Source organism: Salipaludibacillus aurantiacus, from assembly GCF_900111295.1.
GTDB classification, from domain to species: domain Bacteria; phylum Bacillota; class Bacilli; order Bacillales; family Salisediminibacteriaceae; genus Salipaludibacillus; species Salipaludibacillus aurantiacus.
Genome location: NZ_FOGT01000009.1, coordinates 113,130 through 126,364, shown reverse-complemented (window position 1 = coordinate 126,364; position 13,235 = coordinate 113,130). Strand labels below are relative to the sequence as shown.

The 13,235-nt window shown below is 42.4% G+C and carries 11 protein-coding genes; 10 read left to right on the top strand and 1 reads right to left on the bottom strand.

Annotated elements, in window-relative coordinates; translation table 11 throughout:
• Positions 1-44: 44 nt before the first annotated feature.
• The 7 genes from BMW59_RS12500 (at position 45) to BMW59_RS12470 (ending at position 8,534) form a co-directional block, all read left to right on the top strand.
• The gene (locus BMW59_RS12500; protein ID WP_093052555.1) at positions 45-941 is read left to right on the top strand and encodes a YheC/YheD family protein; all 897 of its coding nucleotides are present in this window, start codon (positions 45-47) and stop codon (positions 939-941) included.
• Between the two features lie 446 nt (positions 942-1,387).
• Complete coding sequence (locus BMW59_RS12495; protein WP_093052552.1) at positions 1,388-2,098, top strand: MerR family transcriptional regulator; 711 nt, start codon at positions 1,388-1,390, stop codon at positions 2,096-2,098.
• A 211-nt stretch (positions 2,099-2,309) separates the two neighbouring features.
• Positions 2,310-3,095, top strand: a complete 786-nt coding sequence (locus BMW59_RS12490; protein ID WP_093052549.1) for an SDR family oxidoreductase — start codon at positions 2,310-2,312, stop codon at positions 3,093-3,095.
• Between the two features lie 235 nt (positions 3,096-3,330).
• On the top strand, positions 3,331-4,365 hold the full coding sequence (locus tag BMW59_RS12485; protein ID WP_093052546.1) for a processed acidic surface protein: 1,035 nt from the start codon (positions 3,331-3,333) through the stop codon (positions 4,363-4,365).
• Positions 4,366-4,395: 30 nt separating this feature from the next.
• Positions 4,396-5,133: a class D sortase gene (locus BMW59_RS12480; RefSeq protein WP_245733099.1), complete on the top strand. Its 738-nt coding sequence runs from the start codon at positions 4,396-4,398 to the stop codon at positions 5,131-5,133.
• Between the two features lie 356 nt (positions 5,134-5,489).
• Entirely contained in the window at positions 5,490-6,917 is a 1,428-nt protein-coding gene (locus BMW59_RS12475) for an LVIVD repeat-containing protein (RefSeq protein WP_245733097.1), read from the top strand.
• A 207-nt stretch (positions 6,918-7,124) separates the two neighbouring features.
• Positions 7,125-8,534 (top strand): alanine/glycine:cation symporter family protein, encoded by a 1,410-nt coding sequence (locus BMW59_RS12470; protein ID WP_093052782.1) that lies wholly within the window; start codon positions 7,125-7,127, stop codon positions 8,532-8,534.
• A 56-nt stretch (positions 8,535-8,590) separates the two neighbouring features.
• On the opposite strand, the gene BMW59_RS12465 is transcribed toward BMW59_RS12470, so the two are convergent.
• Positions 8,591-10,423 (bottom strand): UbiD family decarboxylase, encoded by a 1,833-nt coding sequence (locus tag BMW59_RS12465; RefSeq protein ID WP_093052543.1) that lies wholly within the window; start codon positions 10,421-10,423, stop codon positions 8,591-8,593.
• A gap of 347 nt (positions 10,424-10,770) precedes the next feature.
• Here BMW59_RS12465 and BMW59_RS12455 point away from each other — a divergent pair, with 347 nt between their 5' ends.
• The 3 genes from BMW59_RS12455 to BMW59_RS12445 all read left to right on the top strand — a co-directional run bounded on the left by BMW59_RS12455 (position 10,771) and on the right by BMW59_RS12445 (position 13,162).
• Positions 10,771-11,208 carry a DUF2521 family protein gene (locus BMW59_RS12455; RefSeq protein ID WP_093052537.1) on the top strand — a complete coding sequence of 146 codons (438 nt, stop codon included), beginning with the start codon at positions 10,771-10,773 and terminating at the stop codon, positions 11,206-11,208.
• 71 nt (positions 11,209-11,279) lie between these two features.
• On the top strand, positions 11,280-11,993 hold the full coding sequence (gene cwlD / locus BMW59_RS12450; RefSeq protein WP_093052534.1) for an N-acetylmuramoyl-L-alanine amidase CwlD: 714 nt from the start codon (positions 11,280-11,282) through the stop codon (positions 11,991-11,993).
• A 116-nt stretch (positions 11,994-12,109) separates the two neighbouring features.
• The gene (locus BMW59_RS12445; protein ID WP_093052531.1) at positions 12,110-13,162 is read left to right on the top strand and encodes a P-loop NTPase; all 1,053 of its coding nucleotides are present in this window, start codon (positions 12,110-12,112) and stop codon (positions 13,160-13,162) included.
• Positions 13,163-13,235: the final 73 nt, after the last annotated feature.

Below are 13,235 nucleotides of genomic sequence, written 5' to 3'. Positions count from 1 at the left end.
AGAGAGCGGTATTTTACGAGTCTTATTAAGAAAGGAGGTTATTTATGAAAGTCTCTGTATCCAAATGGTCAAAATATAAACTAATGAAACAAAACAAACTGCTTGCTGACTATCTTCCAGAAACACGAATTTTTAAAAGAGACACATTATGGTCTATGCTAAAGAGACATAAATCCGTTGTAATAAAACCTAATTTCGGCAGGCTGGGGTTTAAGATTCTGAAAGTAAACAGTCTTGGGGACGATCATTATAATATTCACTACGGCAGGAAGATAAATCATTTTACCGGACAAGTACCCACCCTTAACTACATTAATCAGATAACTAAAAAGAAGAGGGTCGTTCAGCAGTACATCCCTTTAGCCACAATTGACGATGCTCCCTTTGATTTCAGGATAATGCTGCAGCGAAAGAAAAGGACTGATGACTGGTTTGTAACAGGGACAGCGGCCAAAGTAAGTTTTTCCGGCTATTTCGTTACTAATGCCAGCGTCCAGGTACTGACTGTTGAAGAGGCAATTAATAAGTCCATTTTAAAGAATAAAGTGAAGGTAACCGATTTGCAAAAAAAATTGGATAGCTTAGGTCTTGAAGCTGCCCGGCATCTTCAAAAGTATTTTCCTAAAAGAACTGAAATAGGGTTGGATGTGGGAATCGATGAAGACGGGAACTTGTGGATTATTGAGGCAAATTACCGTCCTTCTATAAACATGTTTGAAATCATGCAGAACCAGACGTTTTATAAAAACATTGTAGATTTTCGATCCTCCCCAGAAAGATATAAGGAACGAAAAACAGAAAACACAGGGAAATCGGAAAGCCCAGGGAAAAATGACTTACTTCCTGAAAATAAAGTTACATCTAACCTCAATAAAAATCCCGACGGTAATTTTATTACTAACTTGATAAGACGCTTCAGACGTTTTTTGTCATCTGAATAAGGAAGTAAAACCTGGTAAGATTCCAACGCAAAGCGATATATTTTGCGGGTATCCGGACCGATACAAGAATGTATCAAAGCGATACACCAACAAAAAAAGCCGCCCGTGAATGGTTATGAGAAAAAACAAAGCCAATTATGGACTTAATTAAATAGCCCTCCACTGTATCGCATGGCGATATGGTGGAATTCACGGCGATACAGTTGCAGAAAGATACATTTAAGAAAGGTTTCTTTCCCTCCGTATAATTATCACAATTCATTTACAAAAGCGATTTACATCTCAAGTGACATACACAAGTATAAGCATGCGTGATAAAATGGGACATAAGACTAAATAAAAAAGCGGCTGTTTAAGCGGTCACTGAACAATTAACCCTGGTTTCCGGCAACGCACCGTATCGCCCGGCGATATACTATACAGAACAGTTTTTGAGGAGGTCCGATATGCGGCACGATATACAACCAAATGAGCGGTCTTATACGACAAAGGAAGTGGCGGAAGAGTTAGGAATTGCAACGCCGACTGTCCGTAAATACGGTCAGGTGCTTGAGCGGAATGGGTATGAATTTTTTAAAGAACGGGACCGGCGGGTTTTTGTCCAATCTGATATCGAATCGCTTATAGCGCTGCGCGATACGAATAGGCCTTTGGACGATACAGCTAAAGATCTTGTCGAGCAGCAGAAAAAGAAATTGGAACAGTCGAATGACACACAGGTAGCGGTGTCTGGCCAATATGATGAGCTCCCTCAGGATCCTAATCAGTTAAAAGAGATATTAACCGTTTTAGCGGGTGAATTTGCAGCTGCACGTGAAACCAATATGCAGCTCAGAAACGATATGGACCAGCTTAAAACAACGGTGGCGAGACTTCAGCAGGACCACCATGTTATTAGCTCTACAATTGGTAATTCGGCGCAGAAAACAAATTCAAAGATTGAAAAATTAACTGAGCAGCAACACGGTTATTATGAAACCATGCTTGAGCAGGAAAAAGAAAAAAATGAATTTTTACAAAAAGAATTGCAGCAAATCAGGGAGGAACAAAAGAAAGAATGGCGCCTGCAAAATGACTTTAATAAACGTTTAGAGACGACGATAAAAAAGCGCAAAGGATACTACTGGGATAAGCTTTTTGCTCTCTTCCGTAAATGAGAGCGGGGTACCTCATAATTACATATATTAATAAAATAATAGTTTAAATTTCTCCTTAGTAAGCTCTTTCTGCTTTTATATGGCAGAAGGGGCTTTTTTTGCGTGCAAGAAAGGAGCCCTGGTAATGCACGCCTTTAAATAGGCCATAGAAAAGGTTTTGGATAAATTCTCCATGGGAACTGCCAACTAGTAACCATAAGGAGGGTTTAAGATGGCCAAAACAATTTTTATAACTGGAGCAGGAAGCGGTTTAGGCAAAGGAACAGCACTGGGTTTGGCTAAAAAAGGGCACAAAGTAATTGCAGGCGTAGAAATTATTTCACAGGTAACAAGCCTGCATGAAGAAGCTGAGAGAGAAGGAGTAGAGCTGGAAGTAATTAAACTGGATATTACTGATAAAAGAGATCAGCAGCTCATAGAAGATTATGACTATGATGTGTTTGTCGCTAACGCAGCAATTGGTGAAGGGGGGCCGATCTCTGAGATCCCTGTAGACAGAATGCGGGCTATTTATGAAACAAATGTATTCAGTACGCTCGAGAATACACAGATTGCAGCTAAAAAATTTGTGAATAAGAAAAGCGGCAAGATTATTTTTCTAAGTTCAATTGTCGGCGTCGTAGCAATGCCTTACTTAGGTGCTTACGGGTCTTCAAAGCATGCCATTGAATCAATAGCGAAGACGATGAAGGCAGAACTTGAAGAATTCGGAGTCCAAGTAGCCACCATTAATCCAGGACCGTTTGAGACCGGCTTTAATGACCGTATGTTTGAAGAAAAGTGGAAGTGGTTCAATGATGATGAGAACTTTACCCACAAAGAATCAATTGCTGAAACAGAAAAAATATTGGAGGACCAGTATGATCCAAAAGATATGATAGATAAAATGGTTGAAGTGATCGAAGCTGACCACCATCATTTCCGGACGGCTTATCCTAAGGAAGTGGAAGAACAGATGAAGAGCTTTGAAGAGGAAAAATGGGAAGAAAAAGTGTAGGTTTATAAAAAAGCGGAGGAGCCTTTCTTGCCTGACAACGGTAAGAAAGGTTTTTTATATAGTTTTCCATTAAAATGGGTTATCTATTATATTAAAGGATATTGAAGAAAGATATAGGAATATGGAGATAAAATTTCTTAACAAATAAATAGGAGATATTTACGTGGCTGACCGGCATAAATGGGCATATAATCATTTCATGCGTTAAAAATTCCAAAAATTGGAGGTTAATGTTATGAAACGTTTGTTGCTGTTAATGCTAGTCGTTTCTGCTATGCTATTTTCTTTTTTACCCCACGTGGCCTCGGCCTCTGTGAACAGCCAGGAATTAACTGCTTATTTAAAAGAGATTGGCTGGTCGCAGGATGAGCTGGATGAGTATCTTGATTTCGAATGGGGGATGGAAGTAAAAGACTTCGAGTCAGTGGAAGAGTTGAAGGATTTTCTGGGAGACATACTGACAGACGAACTTATTGAACAGCTTCTTGCTGACTATGAGATCACACGTGCAGAATTACATACCGTTCTTGCTGAATACGGCGTGACTTTGGAAGAGATTAAGTTTTATGACGACCTCGATTTTTATGTCTGGAATTATTACTATGATGAAGAATGGGACGGCTGGGCTGATGAGGAATGGGAATTTGATGAAGATTACAGCGATTTCCTGGATTTGTTTGCGGAAATCGGGCTGGATGAAGACGAGCTCATCAGGCTGTTTGAGCATCTGGAATATGTGATAGACAATGACCCGGATTTTGAAGACAAGCTGGACAAACTGTTTTACAGACTGATTGCTTTAGGGGATTTCGAAACTGCGAGTGAACTGTCCGCAGAACAAATAGCTGAGCTTCTGGCAATCAGTGAGGAACTTTTAAACCTTATGGAACTGGAAGCGGTATTTTTCTTTGTAAAAGGCGAGGAAAAGAAGCCGGTGACTTTAGCTGAACTGATAAAGGTTACCCAGCTGAATGGTTATGATCTCTTAATAGAATTGTATAATTTTCAAGGAGAATTTCTTGCGGACATTCTGTTTACAGCTGATATGTTCGATTCGGATTTATTTTTAGAGACAGCTGATGAACTTCAGACAGTGACGGAAGAACTGAAAGAAAAAGAGTCAGTCAGCGATGCTGAGCCTGTGGTTAATAAAACAGAAAAAGGCGGTAAACTGCCGGATACGGCCACAAATCTGCCTTTAAATATGTTATTGGGACTTCTTGCGGCGGGAACCGGTGCTGCCATTATCCGGAAGCGGAAAGCAGCCTGACAGGATAAAAACTAAAAAAGGAGTTCCGGTATGAAGATTAAGAACTGCTTTCTTTTACTTTTTTCTACAGGGCTAATCGTGGCGGGGCTACTGTTTACTACTACAAATGCTTACACGTTTCTGAAGGGTTATCTTTTATATAAATACAGTGAACCCGCTTCTTACCTTTTTGCAGCAGAAACTGTGAAAGAACATCCGGTGCCTGTTTCTGGCATGACTGCTAAAAGAGAAGCCGTTTTAGAAGAAAAGATAGATACGGCTAATTCTCAGGGCAGCATGAAAACAGCATCGTCTTCTTCTGCGCCTAAGGAGAAAAAGGACAACATGAAGGTTACGGAACCCGGGCATGTTGTGTATGCAGAACGGCCGGGCGCCGGTGAAGAATTCGCCTATCTTACTATCCCAAAGCTAAATGCCACCTTTCCTGTTTACCATGGGACTGACGATAAAACACTGGAAAAAGGTGTAGGGCATTATCCGGGAAGTGTCTTGCCGGGTGAGAATGATAATTCCGTCTTATCAGGCCACCGTGATACGGTATTCAGAGAGTTAGGAAAAGTCGGGGAGAAGGATCTCCTTATCGTCACAACGTCTGCAGGGGAATTCACATACAAAGTAAAGCGAGTCAGAATTGTAGATGCAGATGACCGGACGGTAATTGTGCCCCGTCCAAGAGCCACACTTACTGTCACGACATGCTATCCGTTTAATTTTATCGGTGCAGCACCTGAGCGGTATGTGCTTGAAGCTGTGCTTGTTTCTAACTAAAAGAACTGGCAGGGATTATCCCTGCCAGTATTTTCTGTTTATAAGAGAGGGGGAATATATTAAGTCTGTAGTCCTGAAAATGTTTATTAAATTTAACTATTTTTACTATTTTTAATGTGAATATAGTGTTAATGCGCGCGAAAATTAGGGTGATCGATTGAAATTTATGTAATCCAAAAGAGGATACGTTAGGTGTTCGACAATCTTCGTCGAAATTACGTTTTAAATTAAGGACATAGTATTAAAAATGTTCGAAATACTGCAGAATTCACCGAATGTTTCGTATGGCGAAATAACCGCTTGTTCTATATACTTTTTCCTGTAACTGTCACATCATTTTAAGGAGGCGTTTAATTTTGAAAAAAAGGAATAAAGTTTTGCTGACGTCGGTACTTGCAGGAACACTTATGTTAACGTCCGTAGCACCGGCAGGGTTCGCCCATGATGCTTTTGAGGGTGGTATTAATAAAGAAACAGTCCCATTTGACCATGAGGCTCTGGAAATGCTGGGGGACCCTGAAGAAAATGGTGATAAAAACCTGAAGTTTTTGCATGAAGCAGCAGCAGAACAGATTAAGGAAATCGATGGCATTCAAAATAACACAGCAGATGTGTATGCACATAAAGGATTTGCTTATCTAGGCACTCATACCGCCAATGGAGCGAATGGCGGGGTCCGTATCTTTGACTTAAAAGACCCTGAAAATCCAAAGGAAATTGGGCAAATTGCTCATGACGTGCCTCATACATGGCAGGAAAAAGTCATTGTGAAAACTGTAAACACTCCGGAGTTTAAAGGCGACCTGGCAGTTGTAAGTCTTCAGCAGACGTCAAGAAATAACTTAAACCGCCCGGACAGCATCGGAGGCGCGCTTCTTTATGATGTGTCAGACCCGTATAACCCGGAAAGGCTTGGTTTTTATGAATTAGACCGCCGCATAACCGGAACACATGAATTATACTTAACGACTCAAGGAAACAAAGCCCTTATGCTTGTTTCAAACCCGTATGCTGATTTCTATACATCAGGAGAAGAACGCGATTTTCAGATCATTGATGTTAGTGATCCTGCAAACCCTGAGAAACTGTGGGAGTTTGACCCTCGTACGTTGGCCGAAGTAGATGAGAGTTTTAACGGCTATCACTGGGATGCTCCTGACGGCCATACCCGTCCGGTGTTTAACCACAGTGTCATTACTGATAACAATGGCCACTACGCCTATGTGTCCATGTGGGACCTTGGGACTGTCATCTTTGATATTAGGGATCCTGAGAACGCTGAATACTTAGGACGTACAGAATTTGCTGATGATCAAAAAGGTGCCGCACACTCTGCCGCGCTTGCGAGAGGAGGAAACATCCTGATTGAAACCCGTGAAATCGCAAATCCGCACGGTGAGGGATATGAGAGTGCTTACGGTTATACCCGCATTTTTGATATTAAAGACAAAACAAATCCAGTACTGTTAAGTGAGTTTACGACAGATTTAACATATGATTTCTCAGACCCAGTTCGGACATTTGCCAAAACAGTTCACGATCCGAAGGTACGCGGTAATACCCTGTACCTGTCCTACTACTCAGGCGGAGTGATCTCAGTCGATATTACAGATCCGTCAAACCCTCAGGAAATAGGACGTTATACTCCTGACCAGGCGAACATCTGGGGCGTGTTTGTAGACAGGAACTATGTGTTAGCTTCCGATATGGGACAAGGGCTGAAGGTGCTTCTAAAAAACAATAGTCAATCAAATAATTCAAACAATCAGCGAATCAAAAACTGATAAGTCTGTTAACAGAAAAAAACGGGGCGTCCTGGAGGACGTCCTGTTTTCATTATTTCTATGCAACGGGGCCAGGGTATGATTTGAAAATATGGAAAATAAATGGTTTATAATTCAGCAGAGAGGGAAATAAACGCTGAACGTATTTTTAGAAAGGTGAGTGGTAGCTTGGATCAATGGTTTTCGCAAGATACGTGGATAGGAGAAATGGTAGCGGCAGGAAATGATTTGCTGTGGACTTATATTTTAATTGGTTTCCTGCTTTTGTTAGGTCTGTATTTATCAATAAGAACAAACTTTGTCCAGTTCCGCATGCTGCCTACTATGGTGAAAGAACTGGTGAGCGGGACAGACCGCACCGCTTTTAAAGAAAGAAAGGGCACAACCCCTTTCCAGGCTTTTGCTATCAGTACGGCTGCACGGGTAGGGACAGGGAACCTTGCCGGGGTGGCGCTGGCTATTTCAGTCGGTGGACCGGGGGCAATCTTCTGGATGTGGATCGTAGCGTTAATAGGTGCCGCGACAGGATTTATTGAAAGTACGCTCGCTCAAATCTATAAGGTGAAAGATAAAGACGGTTTCAGAGGCGGGCCTGCCTACTATATGGAGAAGGGGCTTGGATCAAGGTGGATGGGTCTGTTGTTTGCTGTTCTCATCGTCTTATGTTTCGGGCTGATTTTTAACAGCGTACAGACGCACACGATTTCAGATGCATTTGTAGGTGCCTACAATATCAATCCGATCGTAGTCGGAGCCGTTATGGCAGCCATTATGGGAATTATCGTCTTTGGCGGTATCCGGCGCATTGCGGTAGTGGCAGAAGTGGTTGTTCCTATTTTTGCTGTTACATATATCATTGTCTCGCTTATTATCGTAATAATAAATATCACCGAAGTCCCTGCTGTATTTGCGTTAATTATTAATAATGCTTTCGGTATTCAGGAAGTAGTTGGAGGCGGGATCGGGGCTGCTATTATGAATGGTGTGCAGCGTGGATTGTTCTCCAATGAAGCCGGGATGGGGAGTGCGCCTAATGCGGCTGCAACAGTTTATGTCAACCATCCGGTTAAACAGGGGCTTATACAGTCATTAAGTGTATTAATCGATACATTAATTATATGCAGTGCCACCGCTTTCATTATTTTGCTTACCGATGTTTACACTGTAGGGGATATGGAAGGGATACAGTTAACCCAGACGGCTTTATCCGCTCATATGGGTGACTGGGCGACCGGGTTTATTACAATAGCGATCTTCTTCTTCGCTTTCAGCTCGTTATTAGGGAACTACTATTACGGTGAAACAAATATTGAGTTTATCTCTGAAAAACCAATTTATTTGCTTTTATTCCGGATCGCTTTCCTTGGAATGATTATGGTTGGAGCAACAAGTGATTTAGAGAACATCTGGGAAATGGCTGATCTGTTTATGGGATCGATGGCAGTCGTAAACCTCATTGCAGTTGCTCTGCTTGCCCATATAGCGATCAAGGCACTGAAAGACTTCCAGCAACAAAGCAAAAACGGGCTTGATCCGGTATTTTACAAAGACAGTATTAAAGGTTTGAAAAATATAGAGAGCTGGGAAAATAAAAATAAAAAATCTAAGATTAAATAAAAAAAGCTGGGCTGACAAGAAAAATTGTCTGGCCCAGCTTTCTATATAAGCGTCATTTAAATATCCAAATCGCCCAGGCTCGCTCCGTAACGGAAGAACCTTTCAATGTTTCTTTCCACTTTTTCGTCAGCTGTTAATGGAGGCGCATGGTGCGGTTTAATGCGGGCGTCAATAATCATATTGTCGCATCCCCAGTGCTTGTTCTCATAATAGCTCCTGATCCCGTATATGTCATGGGAAGGGTTACTGCGTGTAAAAGCAGCCCATAGAAAATTGCTCATTGTTTTACTTAAAAAGCTGCTGTCATCACAGGCGATAATCATCGGGCACGAAGCCAGTTTCCCACGTTTTTCCATTTCATTCGTGAACATATTAAATTCTTTCTGAGCCGTGCCGTAATCTTTAAATTCCGGGCTTTCAACCGCAACGACCCCCGGCATGACTAATTTTGGATTTTTAAAAGTCTCAAGGCCGTTTAACTCCTCAGGGACTGCGGTACATAATTCCCGTTTCTTATCCCCGTAAGCTGCGATAACTACTTTACTTCCGGTATTCAGACCTTCCCCAGAATAATCAAGCGTATCAATTGTTGTATTCGTCTGAAAGTGAAGGTCTCGGCGCAAGTCCAGGCGTTCAAGGATATAAGCCAGGAAGTCCTGTTTAAGGTGCGTATCAAGCGGTTCTTCCTGTTCGGCAGTAATAAAGAGATATTTGGCGAGGCTCAGCTGGCCTGTCCCAAGAATACGGTTAGCGATAGTCAAAAGTTCCTGCGGGCGCTTCACCTTCTCAAACGGGGTGTACCGTTCGCTTCCTATCGCAAACAGCAATGGATGCACGCCAGCGGCATCCACCGCGTGGACTTCCTGTACGCCTGGAATCTCCTGTTTTACAGCATCACCAGTGAGTTCATGAATGATGGCTCCGAATGACGTATCTTCTTGCGGCGGCCGGCCGACTACAGTAAATGGAAGTATGGCTTTTTCTTTTGCGTATACTTTATGGATTTTCATTACTGGAAAGTCATGAATTAAACTGTAATACCCTAAATGGTCACCAAACGGGCCTTCCGGTTTTGTATCTTCGGGATAAATCTCACCCGTAATCACAAAGTCCGCATCATGGCTGATGCAGTAGCCGTCAATGTAGCTGTACTGAAAGCGCCGCCCTGCAAGTAAGCCTGCAAACGTCATTTCGCTCAGGCCTTCCGGAAGAGGCATAACTGCTGAAAGGGTATGGGCAGGAGGACCGCCGACAAAAATACTTACTTTTAAAGGTTCTCCTTTTTTGGTGGCTTTATGCTGATGCACCCCAATGCCGCGGTGAATCTGATAGTGCAGCCCTACCTCTTCATTTAGGTTGTAGTCATTCCCGTCGAGCTGCACACGGTACATTCCTAAGTTGGAATTCATAATGCCGGGCTTGTCCGGGTCTTCTGAATACACTTGAGGTAATGTGATGAAGGCGCCGCCGTCCTCAGGCCAGTGTTTAATTAACGGAAGATCGGAAATGTTAATCTCACGGGCACTGACAGGACCGCCACCCTTTTTTTGCTGTGGAAGAGCTTTTAATGCCGAAAAGCCGGAAGAGACATTTTTAATAGGCTGTTTTAATGCTTTCACCGGATCGTTGCGGACAGCCATCACATTTTGGACACCATCCCACGTTTTCCGGAAAATAAACCTGCTTCTTTCAACCGTGCCAAAAAGGTTGGATACGGCCCGGTACTCAGAGCCTTTTACATTTTCAAATAAAAGCGCAGGTCCGCCTGCTTCATATACTTTTAAGTGAATGGCAGCCATTTCAAGGTGTGGATCTACTTCCTCTGTAATTCGGATTAAATGGCCGTGCTTTTCCAAATCATTAACGCATTCTTCCAGGTTACGGTACATAATGAAGGACTCCCATCTATACAAAAATAATCTTTAACTTTTAAAAAAGGTATTCATCACCTATTTTACGTGAATTACGAAAAAAATGCAGGCTATTATGTACCAAATAGTTTTTACAAATAAATGAAGGACGGAGAAAATCAAGCTCTGGAAAGCATTAACATAAGCAAAATAAATAGGGCATTCAGTAAAAATCATCCTGCTGTTAACATAAAATGCGGTCCAGGCAGCATTCCTGATCATTTAAATTTTCTGCTCCCACCTATACCATATATTTGCCCTTATTAAATAGGCCATTAAAAGGACACTAAGGGTACGAATCAGTAAGTAAAGGAGCCGCATTAACGATGAATGTCATTTTCACACTAGGAGAAAAGCGCAAACAAAAACAGTGGAAATATCAGCGGAGCATGCTCCGGTCATTATCTGTGAATGAAATGAAAAAAGATATTCAGCGCCGGTTTTTTGCTCATTCAATAGAAGAAACCGTTTCACAGCTGTATTTACAGGATTTTTGCCTTGATATTGGTATCGATGCGTACTTGTTAGGTGCAGAATATGCCCGCTTCGGATATCATGGTGAATCGGAATTTGCAGTGATGCAACGCTGTGCAGGAGAAATATCAGCACAAATTGAGCATACTGCAGCCCAATTCACGGCCTGGATGAATCTGGATGAAGCACAAGCTGAAGTGTATAAAGAAGTAGCGACTGGATATATCTATGAATGGTGGCGTAAAGGATTTGATGAAGGCAAGAAGAAGTACCAGTTAAAGTTGCATTAGTCTGCAGTCGGGTTTTAAACATAATTTTTCCCTTGTCCCATATATATATTACAGGCAGGGAGGGGGAAAATATGAAAAAATGGTGGGGGTTATTATTAGGTGCGGCACTGGCCTTGGCGGCTGTTCTAGTCATCATACCTGTATTTTTTTCCACGGAAGATTCTACAGGTTATGGCGTGCCTCTTTCCGGTAAAATGATTGTAATTGACCCTGGTCACGGAGGCGTCGACGGAGGAGCCACTTCGAAAAGCGGGCTGCTTGAAAAGGATGTAAGCCTGGAGATCAGCCTCATTCTTCGGGATTATCTGCAGGAAGCGGGGGCTCTTGTTATTATGACCCGAGAGGAAGATAAAGACCTTGCTTCTGCGGATACAAAAAAAATCCGTTCACGGAAAGTGGAAGATTTGAAAGAGCGTGTTCGCAGGATAAACAGTTCTGAAGCGGATTTATTTATCAGCATCCATTTGAATGCTATAGGAGAGGCAAGATGGAGCGGGGCACAGACGTTTTATAACAGAGCTATCGAAGGAAACGAAAATCTTGCAAAGCACGTTCAGAATGAGTTGGTCAGAAATTTAGAAAATACCACCCGGCTTGCAAAGCCTATACAGAATGTTTACCTTATCCAGCAGGCAGCCATTCCCGGTGCCCTTGTTGAAGTTGGCTTCCTTTCAAATCCTGTAGAGGCAGAGCTTCTTGGAGACGTAAAGTACCAGCAAAAAGTCGCAGCTTCAATCTATACTGGTATTTTAAGGTATACAAATAATGAGCCTTTACCTGAATAAGGCTCATTTCTCTTTTAGATGTGATCTATATCAACATGACCACGGTTTTAATATGTTATAATATCCCCGTAGAGGAAATCGGATACATATACGATAAGATAAAGGAAGGTGTCTTCATGTTAACAGAAGAACAAGTGTTACAAGCTCTGGAGCCTGTTAAAGACCCTCATTTACAAAAGTCTTTAATTGAAATAGGTGCTGTTAAAGAAATTAAAATTAAAAAAAACCTCGTCAGTTTGAAATTGGCGATCGCTCAGCCTGGTACAGCTGAGCAAATGCAGCTTCAGCAGGAAGTCGTAAACGCAGTTAAGAATGCAGGGGCCGAATCAGTAGGCCTGCGCTTTGAAAAGCTTGCTGACGAAGAAGTTGCGAAACATGGCGGAGCAGCAGCAGAAGAAGAGGAAGGAAAATCCCTTTTAGACAATAAACGCACGACGTTTATCGCTGTAACGAGCGGTAAAGGCGGTGTAGGGAAATCGACAGTTTCTGTCAACCTGGCGACGTCGCTTGCAAGGAAAGGTAAAAAAGTCGGTATTATTGATGCAGATATTTATGGTTTCAGTGTGCCGGATATGATGGGCATTGAAGAACGGCCAAAAGTTGTCGGCCAGCGTATTTATCCGGTTACGCGTTTTGATGTGCAGGTTATTTCCATGGGCTTCTTTGTGGAAGATAACTCGCCCATTATTTGGCGCGGCCCGATGCTTGGTAAAATGCTGAACAACTTTTTCAACGAAGTCGAGTGGGATGATCTGGACTACTTAATCCTTGATCTGCCTCCTGGAACAGGAGATGTAGCACTTGATATTCACTCGATGCTTCCGCAGTCCAAGGAAATCGTGGTGACTACTCCTCACGCAACCGCAGCTTTCGTTGCTGCCCGTGCAGGTGCCATGGCTCTTAAGACAGAGCATGAAATTCTAGGTGTAATTGAAAACATGGCGTATTTCGAAAGCAAATTGACAGGAGAGAAAGAGTATGTCTTCGGACAAGGCGGCGGACCGAAACTGGCTGAAGAGCTTCAGACTGAAGTGCTGGCCCATATCCCGTTAGGACAGCCGGAAATCGATGAAGAAAACTTTGCTCCGTCAGTATATGATACAGAGCATCCAATTGGAAAAATTTATATGGAAATGGCTGATAAAGTCATTGGCAAAATAGAAGGTTAAATAAGAAAACTGCCCCAATTAAATATTGAGGGCAGCTTTTTTATTTCAAGGCAGCGGAGGTTGTGCCTGTTCT